The 21211-nt window shown below is 68.7% G+C and carries 18 protein-coding genes, 1 pseudogene and 1 riboswitch; of the genes and pseudogenes, 8 read left to right on the top strand and 11 right to left on the bottom strand.

Going from position 1 to position 21211, the window contains the following annotated elements:
• Positions 1-45 precede the first annotated feature (45 nt).
• Genes kdpB through ACIOC1_RS00080 form a run of 4 tightly spaced genes read right to left on the bottom strand, consistent with a single transcriptional unit; the run spans position 46 to position 4098 of the window.
• Positions 46-2214: a potassium-transporting ATPase subunit KdpB gene (gene kdpB, locus ACIOC1_RS00095; protein WP_401850623.1), complete on the bottom strand. Its 2169-nt coding sequence runs from the start codon at positions 2212-2214 to the stop codon at positions 46-48.
• A complete protein-coding gene (gene kdpA / locus ACIOC1_RS00090) occupies positions 2214-3878 on the bottom strand; it encodes a potassium-transporting ATPase subunit KdpA (protein WP_355336241.1) in 1665 nt (554 codons plus the stop codon). The genes kdpB and kdpA overlap by 1 nt, the downstream gene beginning before the upstream one ends.
• Entirely contained in the window at positions 3878-3967 is a 90-nt protein-coding gene (gene kdpF, locus ACIOC1_RS00085; protein ID WP_188283652.1) for a K(+)-transporting ATPase subunit F, read from the bottom strand. The genes kdpA and kdpF overlap by 1 nt, the downstream gene beginning before the upstream one ends.
• On the bottom strand, positions 3964-4098 hold the full coding sequence (locus tag ACIOC1_RS00080) for a hypothetical protein (protein ID WP_355336243.1): 135 nt from the start codon (positions 4096-4098) through the stop codon (positions 3964-3966). The genes kdpF and ACIOC1_RS00080 overlap by 4 nt, the downstream gene beginning before the upstream one ends.
• A gap of 364 nt (positions 4099-4462) precedes the next feature.
• On the opposite strand from ACIOC1_RS00080, the gene ACIOC1_RS00075 reads away from it, so the two are divergent.
• From ACIOC1_RS00075 to ACIOC1_RS00050, 6 genes are all read left to right on the top strand, one after another.
• Positions 4463-5266: a hypothetical protein gene (locus ACIOC1_RS00075; RefSeq protein WP_401850619.1), complete on the top strand. Its 804-nt coding sequence runs from the start codon at positions 4463-4465 to the stop codon at positions 5264-5266.
• A gap of 41 nt (positions 5267-5307) precedes the next feature.
• Entirely contained in the window at positions 5308-5508 is a 201-nt protein-coding gene (locus ACIOC1_RS00070) for a hypothetical protein (protein WP_355336247.1), read from the top strand.
• A gap of 113 nt (positions 5509-5621) precedes the next feature.
• The gene (locus ACIOC1_RS00065; RefSeq protein ID WP_391042774.1) at positions 5622-6026 is read left to right on the top strand and encodes a nitroreductase/quinone reductase family protein; all 405 of its coding nucleotides are present in this window, start codon (positions 5622-5624) and stop codon (positions 6024-6026) included.
• 231 nt (positions 6027-6257) lie between these two features.
• Positions 6258-6569 (top strand): hypothetical protein, encoded by a 312-nt coding sequence (locus tag ACIOC1_RS00060; RefSeq protein WP_355336251.1) that lies wholly within the window; start codon positions 6258-6260, stop codon positions 6567-6569.
• A 131-nt stretch (positions 6570-6700) separates the two neighbouring features.
• Positions 6701-7981, top strand: a complete 1281-nt coding sequence (locus ACIOC1_RS00055; protein ID WP_401850614.1) for a hypothetical protein — start codon at positions 6701-6703, stop codon at positions 7979-7981.
• 359 nt (positions 7982-8340) lie between these two features.
• A complete protein-coding gene (locus ACIOC1_RS00050; protein ID WP_401850612.1) occupies positions 8341-9276 on the top strand; it encodes a hypothetical protein in 936 nt (311 codons plus the stop codon).
• 59 nt (positions 9277-9335) lie between these two features.
• Here the strand turns inward: ACIOC1_RS00050 and ACIOC1_RS00045 are convergent, their stop codons facing one another.
• On the bottom strand, positions 9336-9971 hold the full coding sequence (locus ACIOC1_RS00045; protein ID WP_355336434.1) for an N-acetylmuramoyl-L-alanine amidase: 636 nt from the start codon (positions 9969-9971) through the stop codon (positions 9336-9338).
• 662 nt (positions 9972-10633) lie between these two features.
• A riboswitch (cyclic di-AMP (ydaO/yuaA leader) is annotated at positions 10634-10806 on the top strand.
• 11 nt (positions 10807-10817) lie between these two features.
• On the opposite strand from ACIOC1_RS00045, the gene ACIOC1_RS00040 reads away from it, so the two are divergent.
• Positions 10818-12170 (top strand): peptidoglycan DD-metalloendopeptidase family protein, encoded by a 1353-nt coding sequence (locus ACIOC1_RS00040; protein WP_401850609.1) that lies wholly within the window; start codon positions 10818-10820, stop codon positions 12168-12170.
• 808 nt (positions 12171-12978) lie between these two features.
• Here ACIOC1_RS00040 and ACIOC1_RS00035 read toward each other — a convergent pair.
• Complete coding sequence (locus ACIOC1_RS00035) at positions 12979-13281, bottom strand: hypothetical protein (RefSeq protein ID WP_401850606.1); 303 nt, start codon at positions 13279-13281, stop codon at positions 12979-12981.
• A 1320-nt stretch (positions 13282-14601) separates the two neighbouring features.
• Between ACIOC1_RS00035 and ACIOC1_RS00030 the strand changes: the two genes are divergently transcribed.
• Positions 14602-15828 (top strand): DNA cytosine methyltransferase, encoded by a 1227-nt coding sequence (locus ACIOC1_RS00030; protein WP_401850603.1) that lies wholly within the window; start codon positions 14602-14604, stop codon positions 15826-15828.
• Between the two features lie 53 nt (positions 15829-15881).
• Here the strand turns inward: ACIOC1_RS00030 and ACIOC1_RS00025 are convergent, their stop codons facing one another.
• The 5 genes and pseudogenes from ACIOC1_RS00025 to ACIOC1_RS00005 form a co-directional block, all read right to left on the bottom strand.
• On the bottom strand, positions 15882-16646 hold the full coding sequence (locus tag ACIOC1_RS00025) for a hypothetical protein (RefSeq protein ID WP_401850600.1): 765 nt from the start codon (positions 16644-16646) through the stop codon (positions 15882-15884).
• An 87-nt stretch (positions 16647-16733) separates the two neighbouring features.
• Positions 16734-17594, bottom strand: a complete 861-nt coding sequence (locus ACIOC1_RS00020) for a DUF6339 family protein (RefSeq protein WP_401850598.1) — start codon at positions 17592-17594, stop codon at positions 16734-16736.
• Complete coding sequence (locus ACIOC1_RS00015) at positions 17591-18568, bottom strand: hypothetical protein (protein WP_401716832.1); 978 nt, start codon at positions 18566-18568, stop codon at positions 17591-17593. Before ACIOC1_RS00015 ends, ACIOC1_RS00020 begins: the two co-directional genes overlap by 4 nt.
• A complete protein-coding gene (locus tag ACIOC1_RS00010) occupies positions 18565-20649 on the bottom strand; it encodes a helix-turn-helix transcriptional regulator (protein ID WP_401850595.1) in 2085 nt (694 codons plus the stop codon). The genes ACIOC1_RS00015 and ACIOC1_RS00010 overlap by 4 nt, the downstream gene beginning before the upstream one ends.
• 476 nt (positions 20650-21125) lie before the next feature.
• Positions 21126-21211: pseudogene (locus ACIOC1_RS00005) on the bottom strand (IS5/IS1182 family transposase); the annotation flags it as partial.

Below are 21211 nucleotides of genomic sequence, written 5' to 3'. Positions count from 1 at the left end.
GCACCTTCCTTTCGTGAAGAGGTGTCGCTCGCCCGGAGGCGGCGGTCAGCGCAGTCCGGGGATGAACTGGATGATCAGGTCGATGAGTTTGATGCCGATGAACGGCAGGGCGAGGCCGCCGAGTCCGTAGACCCAGATGTTGCGGTTGAGCAGGGCGGCGGCGGACGACGGCCGGTAGCGGACACCGCGCAGCGCGAGCGGGATCAGCGCGACGATGATCAGCGCGTTGAAGATGATCGCGGAGGCGATGGCCGACTGCGGGCTGTGCAGGCCCATGACGTTGAGCTTGTCCAGGCCCGGATAGGCGACGGTGAACATCGCGGGGATGATCGCGAAGTACTTCGCCACGTCGTTGGCGATCGAGAAGGTCGTCAACGCGCCACGGGTGATGAGCAGTTGCTTGCCGATCTCGACGATCTCGATCAGCTTGGTCGGGTTGGAGTCCAGGTCCACCATGTTCCCGGCCTCCTTGGCGGCCGAGGTGCCGGTGTTCATGGCCACGCCGACGTCGGCCTGCGCGAGCGCGGGCGCGTCGTTCGTACCGTCGCCGGTCATCGCGACGAGCTTGCCGCCCGCCTGCTCCCGCTTGATGAGCGCCATCTTGTCCTCGGGGGTGGCCTCGGCGAGGAAGTCGTCCACGCCCGCCTCCTCCGCGATGGCCTTGGCCGTCATCGGGTTGTCGCCGGTGATCATCACCGTGCGGATGCCCATCGTCCGCAGCTCCGCGAAGCGTTCGCGCATCCCGGCCTTGACGACGTCCTTGAGGTGGATCACGCCGAGCACGGTCGCGGTCGTCCCGCCGTCGCGGCGCACGATCTCGCCGACGACCAGCGGTGTGCCGCCGCTCGCCGAGATGCCGTCCACGATCTCGCCGACCTCGGGGCTCGGCTGTCCGCCCGCGTCGCGGATCCACCGGATGACGGCGGAGGCCGCGCCCTTGCGCAGCGACCGCTGGCCGCCGTCCTCGACGAGGTCGACGCCGCTCATCCGGGTCTGCGCCGTGAACGGCACGAACTCCGCGTGCGGCAGCTCCCCTTCGGCCCGCGCGCGCAGCGCGTACCGCTCCTTGGCGAGCACCACGACGGACCGTCCCTCGGGCGTCTCGTCCGACAGCGACGAGAGCTGCGCCGCGTCGGCCAGCCGGCCGATGTCGGCGCCGCCCAGCGGCAGGAACTCGGCGGCCTGCCGGTTGCCGAGGGTGATGGTGCCGGTCTTGTCGAGCAGCAGGGTGTTGACGTCGCCCGCCGCCTCGACGGCCCTGCCCGACATGGCCAGCACATTGCGCTGCACCAGCCGGTCCATGCCCGCGATGCCGATCGCCGACAGCAGCGCCCCGATGGTGGTCGGGATGAGCGCCACGACCAGCGCGACGAGGATCACGATGGACTGCTCGGCGCCCGCGTAGATCGCCATCGGCTGGAGCGTGACGACGGCCAGCAGGAACACGACGGTCAGTGAGGCCAGCAGGATGTTCAGCGCGATCTCGTTCGGCGTCTTCTGCCGTGACGCGCCCTCGACCAGGGCGATCATCCGGTCGATGAACGTCTCGCCCGGCTTGGAGGTGATCTTGACGACGATACGGTCGGACAGCACGCGGGTGCCGCCCGTCACCGCCGACCGGTCACCGCCCGACTCCCGGATGACGGGCGCCGATTCACCGGTGATCGCGGACTCGTCCACCGACGCGATGCCCTCGACGACGTCACCGTCGCCGGGGATGATCTGCCCGGCCTCGACCACCACGTGGTCGCCGAGCCGGAGTTCGGCGGCGGGCACGGGCTCCTCGGCGACCGCCCCCGCGGACCCCGCGGCGGAAGTGGACTGCCCGTGACTCCAGTTGGCCAGCCGACGCGCCACCGTCTCGGTCTTCGTACGCCGCAGCGTCTCCGCCTGCGCCTTGCCGCGGCCCTCGGCGACGGCCTCCGCCAGATTGGCGAAGACGGCGGTCAGCCAGAGCCACGCGGTGATCACCCAGGCGAAGATGCTCGGGTCCTTGATCGCGGAGAGCGTGGTCAGCACCGCGCCCGCCTCGACCACGAACATGACCGGGTTCCTGGCCATGACGCGCGGGTCGAGCTTGCGGCACGCGTCGGGCAGCGAGATCAGCAACTGCTTGGGATCGAGCAGCCCGCCGGAGATCCGGTGCGACGGCTGCGCCGCCGCGGCGCCGTGGCCCCCCGAGGGGGACGGCGGCCTGTCAGTGGTGACGGACATCAGTGCAGACCTTCCGCGAGCGGGCCCAGCGAGAGTGCGGGGAAGTAGGTGAGGCCGACGACCACGATGATCACGGCCGTGAGCAGGCCGACGAACTGCGGCCGATGGGTGGGCAGCGTGCCCGCGGTGACGGGCACCGGTTGCTGTCCGGCGAGCGAACCGGCCAGCGCCAGCACGAAGATCATCGGCAGGAAGCGGCCGAAGAGCATCGCCAGACCGAGCGCGGTGTTGTACCACTCGGTGTTGACGCTGAGGCCCGCGAACGCCGAGCCGTTGTTGTTGGCGGCCGAGGTGAAGGCGTACAGCACCTCGGAGAAGCCGTGCGGACCGGAGTTGAGCATCGCGGCGCGCTCGCCGGGCAGCGCCATCGCCGTACCGGTGCCGATCAGGACGACCGCGGGCGTGGCCAGGATGTACAGCGACGCGAATTTCATCTCGCGCGCGCCGAGCTTCTTGCCCAGGTACTCCGGTGTGCGGCCGACCATCAGCCCGGCCACGAACACCGCGATGACCGCGAGGATCAGGATGCCGTAGAGACCGGAGCCGGTACCGCCGGGCGCGATCTCGCCGAGCATCATGTTGAAGATCGTCATGCCGCCGCCGCCCGGCGAGAACGAGTCGTGGAAGGAGTTGACGGCGCCGGTCGAGGTCAGCGTGGTCGAGGCCGCGAAGAGCGTCGACGCCCAGATCCCGAACCGCTGTTCCTTGCCCTCCATCATCCCGCCCGCCGCGTGACCGGCCGAACTGCTCACGCTGTGCAGCTCGTTGACGGTGATGAGCGCCACCGACGCGGCCCAGATCAGACCCATCACGGCGAGGATCGCGTACCCCTGGCGGTGGTCGCCGACCATCTTGCCGAAGGTGCGCGGCAGCGAGAAGGAGATCACCAACAGCAGGTAGATCTCCAGGATGTTGGAGATCCCGTTGGGGTTCTCGAAGGGGTGGGCGGAGTTGGCGTTGTAGAACCCGCCGCCGTTGGTGCCCAGTTCCTTGATGACCTCCTGCGAGGCCACAGGACCGCCGGTGATCGACTGCTTGTCGCCGATCAGTGTGGTGATCTCGTGGACGCCGTGCAGATTCTGCACCGCGCCCGCCGCGACCAGCACGATCGCGAAGACGAACGCCATCGGCACCAGCAGCCGTACGACGATCCGCGTCAGGTCCACCCAGAAGTTGCCGACCCGGTCAGTCCTGCGGCGCGTGAAGCCGCGGATGAGGGCGGCGACCACGGCGATGCCGACGGCGGCCGACACGAAGTTCTGCACCGCCAGACCCGTCATCTGGACCAGGTGACCCATCGTCACCTCGCCCGAGTACGACTGCCAGTTGGTGTTCGTCACGAACGAGGCGGCCGTGTTGAACGCCTGGTCGGCCTTGACCGGCGCGAAGCCCAGCGACAGCAACAGGTGGTTCTGAAGCCGCTGGAAGGCGTAGAGGAAGAGCACGGACACCACGGAGAACGCCAGCACGCCCCGCAGATACGCCGACCACTTCTGGTCCGCGTCGCCGTCGACGCCGCCGAGCCGGTAGATGCCGCGCTCGACGCGCAGGTGCTTGGCGGTGGTGAGGATGCGGGCGATGTAGTCGCCCAGCGGGCGGTAGGACAGCGCCAGTGCCGCGATCAGGACGGTGATCTGGAGCCAGCCCGCGAGAGTGTCGTTCACTAGAACTTCTCCGGGAAGATCAGGGCCAGCACGAGGTAGACGAGCAGGCAGGCAGCCACGACGAGGCCGACGACGTTCTCGGCGCTCACAGCTTCTCGACCCCCTTGACCACCAGGGCGAGCACGGCGAACACCGCGACCGTCACGAGGACGAAGACAACATCGGACATGGGCGAGAACCCCGGATCGTGTGGAGAGGTGAACGGAAGGACATCGCTCATGAGACGGCCTGACCGGGCCCCGTCCGGCGCTGTTAACGCTTCCCTGGCGCGGCGGACGGCCACGTTGACACCGTCTTGACGGCGCAGGCCGTGTCCTGCCGGGCTCTGCCGGGGCGTACGGCCGCGCCGCAGGTCAGCGGGGCGGCGCGCGGACGATTACGGCAGCCGGGTGAGCGGCGGCGGCGGGCTGGCGTCGGGGTCGCGGGGTCGCGGGGTCGCGGTCGTGTGGGCGCGGCGGGCTGGCGTCGGGGCCGCGGGGGGCGCGGCGGCGTGGCGTCAGGGTCGCGTCAAGACCACGGGCGGGGGCGTCAGGGCCACGTCAGCGGTCGGTACGGGGCCGCCGGGCGCCCGTAGCGTCGGAGACATGGGATACGGCGAGACGGTCGAGACGGCACGGTCGGGGGCTTCCCCGGTGTCGGCCGGGCACGCGCCCGCGGCCGGGCACGGGTACGGGCCCGCGGCCGGGTACGGGCCCGGTTCGGCGTACGGACGCCCGCGCCCGCGCGGCGCCGCGCACGTATCAGCGCACGTATCCGCGTACGGGCGGCTGCCCGGTCAGGTGCGCGTCCATCGGCCCGCGACGGCGTACGACCACGGGTGGCGTGCCGGATTCCGGGTCGCCCTCGGGGTGGCGGGCGGCCTGCTCGCCGCGCTGACCGCGGCGGACTGGGCGCTGGGCACCCTCGACCCCGTACGGGCCGCGTTCTGGACCGCGCTGGCCGCCGCCGTCTTCGGGGCGCTGTGTCCGCCCCTGGTCACGGCGGGTGACGGCTGGCTCCGGGTGCGGGGCGTGCTGCGCGGCCACCGCGTCCGTACCGACCGCCTGGTCCGTATCCACCTCTTCCCCGGCCGCACCCCCCGGCTCGTCCTCATCGACGCCGGGGGCGGGCGCGCCGCCTTCGACCCGCGCGTGCTCGCGGCCAACCCCGGCCTGTGGCGCCTGCTGGAGGCGGGCGGGCGGCGGTCGTACGGCAGGGGGCTGCTGGTCGCGGGGCTGCCGGTGCTGGACGGACTGGCGGCCGAGGCCGCAGGGGGCGCGGGGCGGGAGCCGGGACCGGAATCGGGCGCGGAACCGGGCGCGGAATCGGGTCTGGAATCGGGCTTGGAATCGGGGCGGGAGCCGGGTCCGGGGTCGGGCGGCGGGTCCGGCCGGTCGGGTCGCGGCTGATCCGGGGTGCGGACCCGGGGCAGGCGGGGCAGGCTGGTGTCATGGACACTCCGCCGATCACCGTGCACCCGCCGGGCCCCGGCGGCGGGCGGCGGGTCACCATCCGCGGCACCGACGTGGGCCGCGCCCACCGCATAGCCGACCTCGTCGAATTCCTCCGCCGCGCCGGTCTGGACGACATAGAGGTCGAGGAGACCGACCTGATCCAGTGGGTCGGCGGCGACGCGGACACCTGGTCGTAGCCGATACGAGGCCGTCGGCCGTACGGCCCACGGCGGACGTGTCCGTGCGGGTAGGTTCGGACCCGGCGTAACGCCCAACGGGGGCGTCGGCGACATCCTGGAGGACCGGGCCGGTGTCAGAGCGAGTCGAGCGCAATCAGTTAATCATTGACCAATTCCGCGCCAATGGAGGGCAGTTGGGCGGCGGAGGTCTCCCTCTGCTGCTCCTCACCACCACCGGCGCCCGTACCGGCCGCCGCCTCACCTCCCCGATGGCCTACGCCACGGACGGCCCGGACCTCGTCGTCTTCGCCGCCAACGGGGGCCGCCCCACTCACCCCAACTGGTTCTACAACCTCCGCGCCGACCCCGCCGCCCACGTCGAGGTCGGCACCGAGTCCTTCGACGTCACGGCCACCATCACCGAGGGCGCGGAGCGCGACCGGCTCTGGGCGCAGCAGTTGCGCGCGGCGCCGTTCTTCGCGGACTTCCAGCAGCGTGCGGGGCGCACGATTCCGGTCATCACGTTGAGCCGCTGAGCCGCTGAGCCGCTAGGGCGCTGAGCCGTTGAGCCGCTGAGCCGTTGGCCCGCTGGATTTCGGGCCCGCGCCGCCGGGGCCCGACGAGCGTCCTTCGGGGTGTTCCGTGATCGCCGCCGCTGCGTGTCAGTTCCGGCGGTGGCTCGTTGACCAGGGCGTGGCCCCGCGAATATGCGGTGGGCATGGTCGGTGTCAGCGGCGGGACTCGGTCCCAGACCAAGGAGGAACGTGATGGGCGCAGAGGTGCGGGACATGGTCGGCGGCGTGGGCAAGCTGGGCGCGCGGGCCGCCGTGCTGGGCGCGGTCGCGGGAGCGGCGCTGCTCCCGGCCGGTGTCGCGCACGCGAGCGTCCTCGGGGTCGGCGACGCGGTGTTCGGCAACGCCTGCGTCAACCAGGACCACGGCGTACGGTCGGCGGGCGCGACGGTCGCGGGCAGCGGGGTGGGCGGCGGCAACCAGACCGGTCTGCCGCTCAGCCTGCCGCGCAACCACTGCGGCGGCAGCGGGATCGTCTGCACCGCCGTCTTCATGTCGTCCGTCTGACCCGGGCGGGAGCGGCGGAGCGGCGAGCGGCGGCCGGTCGGATGACGGCAACGGCGGGCACAACGGTGGTTACGGTGGCGGGCGTTGGTACGGGCGCGGGTACGTGCGCTGCGCCGGGTGTCGGTACGGGTGTGGCCGCGAGTGCCGCGCCCGGCGACCGGGCGGTGGCCGAACTGCTCGCCCTCAGCGGGCAGGCGCTGCCGTCGCTCCGCCGGTGGGCGGCCTCGGAACCGGACTGCGGCCTGGCCCGTGCGCTGCTCACCCTGGCGACCGGCGACGGTCTCGGCGACGCGGAGCTGAAGGCGGAGTTGGCCGTCGCGTACCGCGACGCGCAGGCGGCCGGCGAGCGCCAGGCGAGCGTGGTGTACGGCGTGTTCCTCTTCACGCACCGGCAGTACGCGCTCACCGCGGACCACCTGGTGGCGCACTTCGCCCGGTGGCCGGCCGACGAGGTCGCCGGGCTCATGCTCGGCGCCTTCGCCGCGGACGCGGACCCGGCCGGTCGCGCGCGGGGCGAAGCCCTCGTCGAGGAACAGGCCGCCCTCGCGGGCCCCGCCAACTGGCCCTGGACGAGCTGGCTGGCCGCCGCCCGCGCCGAGCAGGGGCGGGTACGCGACGCCCACCGGCTCGCGGTACGCGCCCTGGAAATCTGCCCGCGCTCGGGCGTCGCCGCCCACGCCCTCGCCCACGCCGAGCACGAGTTGGGCACCGGGCGGGCGGGCACGGAATTCCTCGACGCGTGGCTCGCGGCGGACCCGCGCGCGGTGCAGTCGCGCCATCTCACCTGGCACGCCGCGCTCCACTCCATCGCCTGCGGCGACTTCGCCGACGCCCGTCGCCGCGCGGACGCGGCCCTGTCCAGGTCCGACGTCGGCATGCGGGCCGCGACCAACTGGCGCCTGCTGCTGGCCGGACAGGAACCGGCCGGGCGCAACGACCCCGCGCACGTACGGGAGTTGCTGGCCGGACCGGGCGGCATGGCGGAGGTCTTCCACACCTTCAACCTCGCCCTCGCCCTGGCCGTGGAGGCCGCGACCGACGACCTGCACGCCCTGGCCCGCCGCGCCGCCGCCGACCCGCGCACAGAGTTCCGCGACGTACTGGCCCCGGTGGTACGGGCGTTGGCGGAGATCACCGCGGGCCGCCCCCGGGCAGCGGCCGACCTCCTCACCGACCTGGGCGAGGCGGCGGACCGGATCGGCGGGGTGCGCGTGGAGCGCGAGATCATCCACGACACCCTCGCCCGCGCCCTCGCGGACGCCGGAGAACCCGCCCGCGCCGCCGCCCTGCTCCACGACCGCGTCACGGCCCGCCGCCACCACGTATACGAAGACCTTCTCCTTACGCCGGGCGGCCCGGTCGACTCCGTTGACCCGGCGGCCGACCGCCGACCGCCACATACTCCGGCGTGACCGCCACACCGCCGACCGCGTACCCCCGCGCCGTCCGTGGCCGTCCCGTCCGCCCCCGCGGCCGACCGCCCCTCGCCCTGCGCGTCCCCGTGCCCCGCACGCCTGGCCGTGTCCCGGTGGCCTTACGCGTGCGTGTGCGCCACGCCCAGGGTGGCGACCCACCGTTTGGCCGCGCACCCGCGTGCACCACGCGCCACGTACGTCGGTGCGCCCGACGTACCGGTGGACCCCGCACGCGTGGTCACGGACCCGCGACCGGGCCCCGTGGCCGTGAGCGCCACGCGCCCACGTACCCCCACCGTGCCGCGCTCATCGCCGGGCATCAAGCCCGGCCCGCCCCGACTTCTTCGGAGAGTTACATGTCCGCTGCCCACTTGATCGTCGTGTCTTTGCCGGGCAGTGGGACGCCGGTGGTGGCCGGGATCACCGGCGCGCTCGGGTATGCCTCGCTCGGCACGATGAGCGGAGATCAGTCGGCCGGGCCGCGGCAGCCCGGTCCTGGCGAGGTGTATTCGCTGCTCACGGCCGCCTACGGTCCCGAGAGGGCCGCCCGCCTGCTGAACCCGAATCCGAGTCCGAACCCGAATGCGGAGCCCGCTTTTCACGAGGCGGTCAGCGCCCTGTGGCGGGTGTGGTGGACGCGCCTGGGCCAGCCGGTCACGCACGGCTCACCCGTGGACCCCGGCGCCGAAGCCCGGCTGGCCCGGCTGCCCGCCGCCGAACTGCTCGATCTGCTGCCGGGCAGGGGCTGTTGGTACGTCACCGGCCTGGACCTGCGCCGGGCCGACGCCGACCTTCTGCGCGTCTGGCACTCCGGCGGACGGCCGCCGATCGTCTTCCACCACCGGGACATCCGCGACCGGATCATCAGCCAGATCCGCGCCCTCACCCGGCCCGAGGGCCAGGTGGGCTCCCTGCCGGAACACCTCGTCTACCGCGGCATCCTCACCGCCCTGCCGACCCTGGACGCCCGCATCACCCTCGCGCTGACCGACCCCGGCTTCCCCGGCATGCACGAGGCCCGCCGGAGCCAGTGGCTCCTCCGCCACCCGGCGGTCTGCGTGATCACCGACGAGGAACTCGCGGGCCCCGCGCGCGAAGAGGCACTCGCCCGCCTCCTGCGCGCGACGGGCCACACGTCCCTCCCGGCCACCGCACTCCCACCGCTGGCCGCCCCCGGCGACGTACCGCCGGACACCGGCCGCGCGCTCTTCACCCCCGCCCACGACCGGCTCCTCCGCCTCCACCACGGCGACCTCCTGCCTCCCCTGGACGCGGCCACGTCCACGAGGTGAAGGCCGCCGTGCGCTCGGGCACCGTCCCCCGAATCCGCGCCGATTCCGCGCCGGAGGCGTCAGGTGCCGTTGACCAGGCGGATGTAGCGGACCCAGTCCCAGTTGGGTCCGGGGTCGGTGTGGTCGGTGCCGGGGACCTGGACGTGGCCGATGATGTGGTCGCGGTCCTTGGGGATGCCGTACTTGTCGCAGATCTCGGCGGTGAGGGCGGCCGAGGAGTGGTACATCGCGGTGGTGAAGTAGGCGGGCTGGTCGACCCAGCCCTCGTGCTCGATGCCGATGCTGCGGGTGTTGTAGTCCCAGTTGCCCGCGTGCCAGGCGACATCGCGCTCGCGGACGCACTGGGCGATGGCGCCGTCGCCCGAGCGGACGACGTAGTGGGCCGCCGCCGCGTGGGAGGGGTCCTGGAAGAGGCTGATGGTGTCGGTGAAGGACTCCTGGGTGACGTGGATCACCACGAGGTTGATCGGGTAGGTCGAAGTGCGGTTGGACGCCGTGTAGTTGCCGGAACTGGCCGGGGTCCAGGAGGCCGACGGGTAGTCCACGGTGGCGGCCGACGCGCGGCCGATCCCGGACGTCAGGTCCGCCGTGACGCCGACGGTGACGGCGGCCCCGAAGGCGAGGGTGCCGCGCAGCAGCGAGCGCCGGGTGGGCGTCTCCGCCGCGAGCGGGACCCCGGCGGGGGTGCCGGGTATGCGCCCGGGTGAGCCGGTGGGTTCGGCGCCGGAGACGACCCCGGACGGGACCGGGACCCCGGACGGGACCGGGACCCCGGACACGACCCCGGACGTACCCGTGGACGTAACTCCGGGCGTGCCCGCGGCGTCGACTTCGCGCCCAACCTGGCCGGATTCACCGGCCGGGCTCAACGGGCTTGACGGCGCGGGTACTTGGGGGTCGCTGGGGCGTGCCATGAAAAGCTCCCTTGGGCGTCATGGAGAGGACGAGTGCATGACAGATGTACGGGGCCTGCTCATGGTGGGGTCCGGGTGCGTGACCTGCCAAGCGATTCGCGAATTGGCAGAGGTCCACACCGGTGGCGAGACCGCAGCGGCCCCCGTCGCCGCCCGTTGCTTGGCTGCCGGACCCCGGCCGTCGGCCGACGCCGTACACGGCCGTGCACACGGATTCGGCGCCGCGCCCTGACCGTACGTAATCGAACCGTCCCCCTGTGCATAACAACTGACACACACTCACATCACTACCCGGCCACATCCGGTGCCGGGTTTACCCGTATCACGCACTCCGTGACCGTTTGGTTCCCGACGTCAACTCTTTGATTCGGCTTGGAAAACGACCCCGGCTCTATTAACGTTCGATAACGCAGCGCGGTTGTCACCACCGCCACAGAGGCGGCACCGCGCGCTTGCCGAATCCCGTCCGCGGGAACCGGGGACCCGCCCTCCTGCTCGCCACACCCTGGCGTACGGGAGGGGTCCAATGGGGTGAATCGGGCAGCATCCAGGCCCGTAGGAGACCTTCCTGCTCCGAACCCGTCAGCTAACCCGGTAGGCGACAAGGAAGGAAAGGAGTGCGCCCGCGTGGCGTCCAACCAGCCTGCCTACGCTCCCGCCCCGGCGGCCCCAGCGGCCGATCCCCCCGGCGAGTGGGACGACTGGAATTCTCCAGGGGATTCCGCCGCCTCTGCCGAAGCCACTGCTTCTGCTTCTGTTGCCTCTGCCACTGCCGAAGCCGCCGCGTACGTCGCGGCCCAGGGCGACCCCGGTGCCGTGGGCGCGCAGGGCGGATACGGGGCGTACGGCGTTCAGGGCGCGAACCGTCACCGGCTTCCGCGCCAGCGCTCCGTCGGCTCCGTGGCCCGTGGCTCGACCGTCCTCGGCGTCGCCGCGATGGCCGCCGTAGGGGCCGGGGGCGTGGCCGTCGCGGCCGACGCCGTACCCGCGCCCATAGCGGTCCCGGACCTGCCGGAAATTCCCGACTCCCTTGACCTGCCCCCGAGTTCGACCGGGGTCTCGCCCGCCGGTTCCCCCGGCGTCTCGGCGCTGTCCACGGCCGGTGACTTCTTCGGCGCGGCGGTACGGGACGTGTCGGGCCCCGACACCTCCGTGAGCACGGCCGCCGATACGGCCACGGACTTGGCTCCGGCAACAGACTTGGCTCCGGACCCCGACTTGGCTCCGGCCACGGACTTGGTTCCGGCCACGGACTTGGCGCCGGTTTCGATCACGGCTCCGACCGCCGTCGTGGCCGCCTCCTCCGTCGACGTCGCGCCGTCCGCCGCCCCCGTGCCCACCGACCCCGGTGAGGCCCTGCGCGCCCGCATCATCGACGAGGCCACGCGGCAGCGGGACGCCGCCGCGCGGGCCGAGCGCGAGGCGGCCGAGAAGGCGGCGGCCCAGCAGGCCGCCCGCGAGGCCGCCGCGCAGAAGGTACGCGAGCAGGCCGCCGCCGCGAAGGCCGCGGCGGAAGCACAGGCCAAGGCCGATGCCGAGGCCGCCGCCAAGGCCGAGTCCGAGCGCCTGGCCCACCTCGCGGTCTCGTACCTCAAGCCGCTCGCCTCGTACACGCTCACCGACAGCTTCGGCGAGGCCAGTTCCCTGTGGGCCAACACCCACTCCGGCCAGGACTTCGCCGCTCCCACCGGCACCCCGGTGCACGCCATCCACACCGGTACGGTCACCTCGGCCGGGTGGGCGGGCTCGTACGGCTACCGCGTGATCCTCACCCTCGATGACGGCACCGAGCTGTGGTACTGCCACCTCTCCACCATGGTCGTCACCTCCGGCGAGGTCATCACCGGCGACACCATCGGGCGCGTCGGCGCCACCGGCAACGTCACCAGCCCCCACCTCCACCTGGAGGTCCGCCCCGCCGCCGGGGCCGCCCCCATCGACCCGGCCGTCTGGCTCCGCGCCCACGACATCGCCGTCTGAACCATCTGGGACGGTCCCGCTCCACCCGGGACCGCTCCTCCGGTTAACCCCGACGGCCCTGGCGCTCCCCCCCCGACGCCAGGGCCGTTGGCATGCGGCTCGCTCGGTCGGCCCTTCCGGTCCAGCGTCGCCGACAGCACGGCGATACCCGTCTCGCCCTCGTCGAACTGGCGCAGGACATCCGCCAGCGTGGCGGCGGCATCGGTGTGCTCGATGACGAGCAACGGCTGCGCGCCGTCGTCCTGGACCGCCGGCACGAAGTCGGTGACGATCTCGCCCCGCAGCAGCACCAGACGGTCGGCGTCGAGCGGATCGCGGGCCAGCCCGGCGAGGCGCGTCCGCAACTCGTCCGTCTCGCCCAGATCGGCGTCCAGCACCGCGTGGTGCGACAGCACGGTCACGGCCAACCGCTCGCCGATCCGCTCATAACGCGCCGAGAGGTCGTCCGGCAGCAGATAGAAGACACCCTCCTCGCCCTCGTGTCCCCGGTTCAGCAGCAGACGGATCATCCGCTCCGCCGGGTCGGGCGAGTCCAGATCGAGGTCCAGAATCACTTCCACGCCGTCCGGATCCACCGACGGGATCGCGCCGATCCATATCCGCGCCGACCCGGAACCGGCGGCCCCGCCGCCGGTCGTGACATCGTCGTCGTCCATGCGCGGCATTCAAACACGCGGCTCTCAGCCGCGCGGGCCCGTCACGGCGGGGGCGTGGTCTCAGGGGTGGCGGCCACGTCGCCGTTCAAGCGCGGGGCCTCAACGGCGTGGGCGCGGCGCCCGCGTCGGCGTCCGCGTTCAAGCACGCCGCCTCAGCCGCGTCGGCCTGTCACGGCCCAGGACGCGGCGGCCACGCCACCCGCGACGGTGAAGACGGCGGCCCAGGCGCCGAGCTTGCGGGCGAGAGGGTGCGAACCCGCGAAAGCGGCCACGTAGACGGTGGTCAGCGTCGTGGCGACCGCCGGTCCCGAGCGCGCGTGCCACTCGCGGGCCGCGAGCGTGCCCGCCGCCGCGAGGGCGACGCCCCCAAGGGCCCGCTTCCGCGTCCACCGGGCCACCCCGTAGCCGCCGATCAGCCCGCCCGCCGCCACCACACTCGCCGGAACCCCAGCCATCCCGTCCTCCTCCTCACGCACCAACCCCGAAGCCTTGCCTCCGAGGCTAACCGCCCCGGCCCACGCGACGGGCATGGGGCCACTCGGGCCGCTTCGCCCGCCGCCGGTCACACTCCGCGCACTCCTCTCAGGCTTTTGCTGCCCGTCCGGAGGCAACCACCGGCCGTGGCAGCAATTTCCGCGTCAACCGCGACGCCAGCAACTTCACTGGTGCGTATACCCTGCGACGGCGCCGAATCCGCGACCCAGCGCTCTCGCCACTGCGCGATCAGAGGCACCAAGACCACCTCGGCCTCTTCGACGGCGCCCAGTCTCATGGCGGACATGCTTCACGCTCTCGACGTGAACGAAGGATCCTGCACTCATCCACGCCGTTCATTCCGTTCAGGGAACAGCACGGAAAAAGCCTGCACCCGTGCTGCCGTACTTCCCCGAGCATCTGAACGCGTACCGAACTCTACGGTTGCGCGCTGGACGACTGGACCTTCTCCTTCTTTGCTCAACTGCACATGCCCCCGGACTCATACGCACCCATGCGCAAACGGAAGCTGGCCTCCACGTATACCCTGAATGACTCGGCCAACGGCGCCACAATCCGAATCCAGGTCGTCCCGCGCGGCCGTCGGCGCCAACCGAGGCCGCCGACAAACAGTGGCGCCAACTCAACAGCCCCCGCCGCGAGTGGTTCACCATCGGAGCCACCCCGACCGCTTGCGTAGCGTCAGAGAAATGTGAGTGACGTGTGATCATGTCGGATGAACAAGTTGCAGCTGTTTCCGAGGAGGCCGCAGAGTTCAGCGGTAGGTGGAGCGGTTCTTTCTGCTTGGAACCTCTGATATCCACAGCCCGCGAAAACGGCGTTGTCTGTGACGTATGGCTTTACCAGACCCTCGACGACCGGGATTTTTTTGGTGTCCGTAGAGGTTTCCACCGGTCTTTGAGCACGAGATGCCAGTGATCTTGCACGGCATCCGCCCTGATCGCGACGAACAGGGAGCGGACGCCGTTGGGCAGGTGTGGAACGACTCGGCCCAAGCTCGTCCTGGCGATCCGAAGTTTTCAGGTTGCGCTGAGCCCGTCTACACGGTGGTGGTCGTGGTGTGACACATACTGCTCAGGAGGCAGTCGCGCGCGCTCCGCGTCACTGGGCGTGGCTTGCGCCCGGCCTTCGGATGCCATGGGGCCAGCCCCGGCGAAACCGTCAACTCCACCTGCAACTGCCAGCCATCACACGGTGAAACCCCTGGCCTGACGTGATGTGTAGGACATGCGCGCTAGGATCTTTCTGGGCGTGCCGGCTGGGCAGAGAGAGGCGCAGACATGCAACGATGGACTTTTGCTGACCTATTCAGTGGTGCCGGAGGTATGAGCTACGGATTTCATGCCCATGGCGACTACGAAATGGTGGGCGCCGTGGACGCGCAGGTCGGGAAGCCGAGCAGCGGCCGCGGGACGCTCGAGTGCAACTCCACTTATGCGGCAAACATGGGTATTGAGCCCTTCGGCCGAGACATCGCCACACTTTCCGGCATCGAATTGCGTGGACTGCTGGACGAACGTCTCAAAGGTCGTCGCCTCGACGTGCTGAGCGCATGTCCGCCCTGCACCGGCCTTTCGAGAGCCAATCCGAAGAACCACATGGAAGACGATGCCCGGAATTCGCTGATCGCAAAGACAGCCGAATTCGTGGCCGCGCTGACTCCTTCGGTTCTGGTGATGGAGAACGCCAGAGAAATGGTGCAGGGCAACTTTCGACATCACTTCAACGCCCTTCACGCTGATCTCAGCGAGATGGGGTACAAGGTACATCATGGCGTTCACATGCTCTCCAGGTTCGGCCTCCCGCAGCAACGTGAACGCGCTTTGGTTATTGCAGTACGCCAAGACCACGAGTTGCACACTCTCGAAGAGCTATGGGATGGGGATTCTGTCCGGCCGGAGGCTTTGACGGTTCGTCGTGCTATTTCTCATCTCCCCAGAGTTGCGGCAGGAGAGGGTCATCCCGATGACCCAATGCACGTTTCTCCATCCATTGGGAGCGAAGTGACGAGGCGTCGTTTGGAGGCAATGCCCCACGATGGCGGTTCGTGGGTGGACATGCTCAAGCACCCCGATGCAGACGTAGTTCTTACACCTGCGATGAAGAAAACGATCGCTGCTGGTAAATTCGGCTCTTACCCTGACATCTATGGACGCCTGTGGTGGGACCGCCCTTCGCCAACCATCAAGCGTGAGTGCTCACATTTCGGAAACGGCCGCTATTCTCATCCGGAGCAGGATCGGCTGTGCACTGTGCGCGAGCTGGCACTGCTCTCAGGTTTTCCGGCGAACTATCAATTCAAGGCGCGAGCGGTTTCCAATATGTACCGACACATCGGTGACGCCGTACCCCCGATGGTCTCCTATCAACTGGCGAAAGTTGCGGAGTGGGTTCTCACGGGCGAACGTCCTGAAATCGACTCAGTGATCCTGCCAGGGACTACGCTCCGGCCCGGAGACATCGTTTCCTCCGGCAGGCTCACCCAGTTGGATCTCGCCGTGGCCTGAGCAGTGGGCGTGCGGGTTCCGGCGCCCACCTCATTTGTGTCGCGTAGGTGTAACTATTGAGATGAATCCGGGATGGTGGGTACCGTCCAAATTGCATGTTGTATGCATCGATCGAGCCTGATTCGCGTCAGAGTTACCTTCTCGACGCTGCCGTCGAGTACAACTCGAAACGCTATACCCGAATGGTCCTGAACCAACGCTGAGCTCCCGCCGCCTTTTGTTCTTTCAGAGAAATTTTCTGCTTTAAGGGTGGCAGCCAGGGACAAGAAATCTTTAGGGATTTCTACCAGGTGATAGCGGACTTTATCCTCGTTCGGTACACTGAAGGCTCTCAGGGTTATCACTCGATCGTATTCGCTCAAATGCCTCATGAAGCGTGGGACGAACTCACTTGCAAAATCCTCGGGAGTGCGGCAATCTCGGATCCAACGAGCCTCGGAAAATTTTGAGATAACGATGTTTTCCGGGTTCATTTTTGCTGCCGCTTCCGTTTTCAATGACCACTTCGTGTCATCGACAACGACGTCCGCCCCCTGGTGAACTTGTGAACGAGTCTTGTGGGCTTTTTTCCCGGAGTACCTTGCTGCAGCTACAAATGCGTACTCAAATGGCGCCTTCTTGAATTTTTCCTCCGACGTTGCGTGGTGCAGTTTGAGGCGATTCGACATTGAGCTGCTGAATTCATCGGAAACAAAATCCGACATATGGTTCACCCAGGCGCCGTGAGGCTTCAACAGGGCATCGGACATTTCGCACATGAGCTGAATCTGTGCTTCGTCCAGGTTTTGGGCATGTTCCATCAGACGCTCAACCGTCATTCGGCACCTCGTCCTTCCTCGGCATGGTGACTCTTGTGTGGCTACCCTAATTCGATCAGGCGATCATATCGTTACCCGGCCGGGTAGTCAGGCGATGAACCTTTCAAACATCGTCGTCAAGGTGTCGATCGAGGTTCGACGTGCGGCACCATCGTCAGGTCCGTCGGGAAGACGGTCCCAGGGAACGGCCGGTGCGGCGTGCGCCTGGTCGATCCACTCGATCAGCGCGTCCTGGAGCGGGAGGTCGTCGGGGGCAAGCGCCTCGTACATCAAGGTGCTTCCGGCTATATTCACAGCAGACGTAAGCGCTAGGCCCAGCTCATCGGTCCGTGAGACGCTCGACTCGATCAGCCGGTGCACGATCCGGGCGATCGCAAGTGCGGTCGGTTTGTGTCCGACGACATCCAGACCAAGCAGCAACTCGAGCAATTTCTCGTCCGCGCAAGCGACCTCCGCCAGTCGATAGTCCGGCCCGTCACGGAACATCTCCGCAGCCCACCACAGACGGGAGAACGCCTGGCGGTGGTCGGGGCCGATGAACCGGGTGGAGTCGACTTTTCCCGAGGAGCCGCCCGCGGTGTTACCTGCGTCGAGATGCCGCCACACCACGTAGTCCGGAGCTACAGCCAAGGCGAGGAAGTTCCAGATCTCCGGGCGTGCGGCTTCGGCCCGCGTCATGCGCAATGTCGCGTGGAGTCGGGGCGCCAGCCACGCGTCTGCTGCCGTTTGTGACGCGTTGAATCTCCGCACCGCCTCATCCACAATCTCGCGTATGGGGGCGGCTTCCCACCGGGCGGATCGGTCCTCCAACGGCAGGCTCGCACGCTGGATCGCCATCGTCGGAGGGCGTTGCCGCCCGGCCCTGATGCCGTCCGTCAGAAAATTGGCCGCAGCGTCGGCAGAGAGCAGACCGAGCCTGTCGACTGTATCGATATGAGGATTGCTCAACGGGCCCGACCTTCCTGGGCACGGGCGACAGCGCGAATGGCGTTCGTGAGGTTCCTGGAATTCGCGGCACGCTGCGCGGCAGCGAACTGGATTCGTGGCTGGAGCTCTGCCCAGCCCCGGCCCTCGGTCCTACGGCTGTGTACTTCGAACAGCGCGTCCTCGAGTGGTCGCCCCGAGAGGATGTCGGGCAGCATTGTCCGAAGTACAGGTTCCTTCCAACCGCCGGGGAGCCGGGGGGTGCCGTCCTCGTCGAATTCCAGCTCCGCGAGTGCACAGTGAAACATCACCGTCCACGCCTCTCCTGCGATCTGCGATGCCACAACGCCGGCAAGGGCCTTCTCCAAAGGTCCGCGAGGTGCCCCCAGAAGGTCAGCGACGCCCTCGAAGGAGGTGTTGAGCAGGACTCGGGGCATATAGGGGTCCGTATCGATGAGCCAGGGCGCGTCTTTGAACGGTCGCAACCGTTCCTGGCCTTCGGCGCGGAAGTCCACCTTGACGACATCGATCTCGGGTTGACGGATCGGGGCCGGCTCAAGGAGGTCGACGAACCACGGCATCTCGCCCACGCCGATGATCCGGCCGTCGACTCCTCCGTAACCACCCACGACGTTCACTTCAAGAGTGGCCCGTCGTAGGTGCATGAAGCGAAGGACTCGCACTTCGCCGCGCCAGGGACCCTCGCCGGTGCCTCGTTCGAGTCGGCTGACGACACGGGTGTGCGTCGCCCTCTCCGTCAGGATGGCGACGCATCCGACCGAGGTCCATGGACTCTCAGTGAGCTCGTCCTGAGGAAGAGTGACCTCGAGTTCGATGACGCCCTCGCGCCAGTTGTCCCGTCCGGCCTGATGGAAAGAGAGGACTTGCTCGTGCTGTGAGATCAGGGAGAGGGGGAGCGGCTTACGATCGACAGTCGCTCTCAGCACTCTGACCTCGACATGCCCGAGGAGGGTTGGATATGGGGGATCGGTGCTCACGCCGAAACCTCCCAAACCTGACGAACCTCAACGGACACACGGCCCAGAACCTTTGCGGCCGAACCGTTGGTGACCGCCGTCCTTCCCCGGAACGTCGCGGACCTGCTATCGGGAGCTACAAGGATCATGTCGTCAACGACGGTGCAATTCTCTCCTGCGAGGAGCTCCGCCCATGCGAGTGCCGGGCGTCCTCCGGACCGAACATCGAGTTTGGCGACAGGCACGACCGACCACGCGTTCTCCCGTTGCGGGACGCCGAGGGTTATCTCAAGGTCCCAAGCACCTGAAGGTTCGACCCGTGCATGTGTCCGCTCAATGACCGGATACCTCGCGGTCTCTTGGATACGGGACGCGGGAGGGTCGAGTCGGAGGAGGTTCCGAAGCAATTCCTGGCCCGTCACGTCCTGGTGAGCGGCGCGGCGGCTCATGATTCCACGCAGCACCTCGTCCACACCCGCTGTGAAGTCCGCAAGCCTTTGAGGGCCGCCGAAGTATGCGGCGGCGAGTTGTTCGGTCGGACCCCATCGGTTGTGTGCGGGGGGCTCGGCGGTACGGAGGAACACTTCCGCGGCGTGTGCCGCCTCGTCCACCTGTCCCGTGGCGAAGCCTGCGAGCAGTACGGCATGGAAGGGCTCCGACCCCACACGGAAGTCGCGGGGCTGTCGAGTCATGACGGTCGTTCGAGTACCACGCATATGGACGATGCGGCTGTGGCCCTCATCCGAGGCGGCAGCCGGGGCGACCAGGAGGAGAGCGTTGTGTGAAAGGCACCCGGCTCTTCCGACGGCGGTTGCGGATGAAGGGGGGGGAACGTGGAGCGTCACCTCTGCGGCGACGACCTGATCGCCGGTTGTCGGCACGGCCACGGTCTCGCCGTCGAGGTGTGCCCGCAGTGCAGCTACGAGGGCGGGGTGTCGATCGGACGGATTGACCCGCTCCTCGTAGAGCTCGCCGTTCAGCGGGGAGCACACGGACGCTTCGAGGAGTGCCTGAGTCGAGCCGCTACCGGTCATCGCCGCCCAGTGATCGTCGGCCAGCGCCGAGACGAGACTCTCGTGCATCTCCCTCAAGCCGGCGCTGCCGTCCGAGGGGTCGTACGCTCCCACGATCAGCAAGGACGTGCCCGGCTCGTCGCCCTTTCGATCCAGGTGCAAGTCCGCCACGGTCTTCTCGTCGGCCCACCACGAGCGGGAGGTCCCCTCGTGTTCCTTCTCGGTGTCCGGTTCCCCGAGCCAAGCCGGCCCGGCGTAGGCGATGCCGTCGACAGTGCGCCAGGGTAGATCGAGTCGACCGACGGCCCGGCGCGCGGTGCGACCCTCATGACTCACGGAGAGCGTGCTGTTGATCAGCACGAGGCCGAATCGGCTTGCGGCCCAGAGTGTGGCCTTCCCCAGCCCGTAGGAGCCTCCGGCATGGTCGGTGGTCTTATAACTGGCGAGTCGGCGGCGTACGAAGGCGGAATACCTCCCGTCCTCGTACTCCGGCCCGGTGAGGCCCGAGGTGTTGTAATCGTCCACGCGCAGCAACACCAGGGGAGACCCGTCCCGAAGCTCTCGCAGAGCTCTCGCCGGATCGTGTCCCGACCAGCGCCGGGACCGCGCCGCTTCCTCGTAATGCGGTTCGAGCTGATCCCACTTGAGCGCTGCGAAGAAGGATCTGAGCCGCTCGCCCGTCAACTCTTGCAGTGTGAAACGCATGCGGACGGGCCGCCCGTTGTCCAGTCCCTCGTCCAAGCTGTTCTGCACGGCTTGACGGGCAAGTATCGCCAGTCCCGCATCGGAAGCGAAGGCCGCGGAGTCGCCGTACTCCCGGACCCCGTCGCTTCGGGCGACGGAGTGGTGCCACTGGATCGGGAAAGCGCTGACAGCATCGGTATCCCTGTGATGGAGTATCGCCACGTCGACACCGAGTTCATCGGCGATCTTGGGGAAAAGCTCCACTCGGGGCTTGGCGCGGCCGGTGACCCAGGCTGATACGGCAGCCCGAGTCACCCCGATGCGCTTGGCGAAGTCGGTCTGGCTGGTTCCCAGGCGTCGTAGCTGTCTGGCCAGCCAAGGCCCAAATTCCTCGCCGCTCTCCATGCGTTTGCTCCCGTCCTGATCACGTGTTGACCGCGAGCACGCGGGCGTCCCAGCATAATCGTGTTTGACAACCTGGTGCGTGTCAATTGACGGTAGACATCGATGTTCTTCGTTGGCGCCAGCGGTCAAGGTAGTAATTCTCTACAGAATCGGACAGATGGGTACCGTGTGCCCCCGGTCTCGCTCGCGTTGAACTGCCCCTTGTGGTCGGGCAGTTGACCTGCGAGACTAAGCGCGCACTGATGGCGAGTCAGCTCCACGAGGCTTGTTTTCCCTGTTCAGGGGCTATTTGCGCTGCGCGCATCAGCCGACGGGCGGGTCATGACCGATGCATGGTTGGCGAGGAGCGGTGGGGATCGACGTGAGCGATCCCCACCGCGACGTGGGCATTTGACAAGAGCATCCCCCGAGGCTGGAGAGAGGAACCGTGTGAGCGGGATCGAGTACGAGGCGGACAGGATCATCACTGAGCTTCTTCAGCGTTGCCGCTCCAGGGTGAGGACGGCCTTGGCGATTGACGTCATGCGGTTGGGGCTGCACCGAGATCTGCGGAAGATCCGCC

Source organism: Streptomyces sp. NPDC088197 (genome assembly GCF_044741185.1).
Lineage (GTDB): Bacteria > Actinomycetota > Actinomycetes > Streptomycetales > Streptomycetaceae > Actinacidiphila.
The sequence above is the reverse complement of the archived record's forward strand: the minus strand, read 5'-3'. Positions and strand labels throughout refer to the sequence as shown.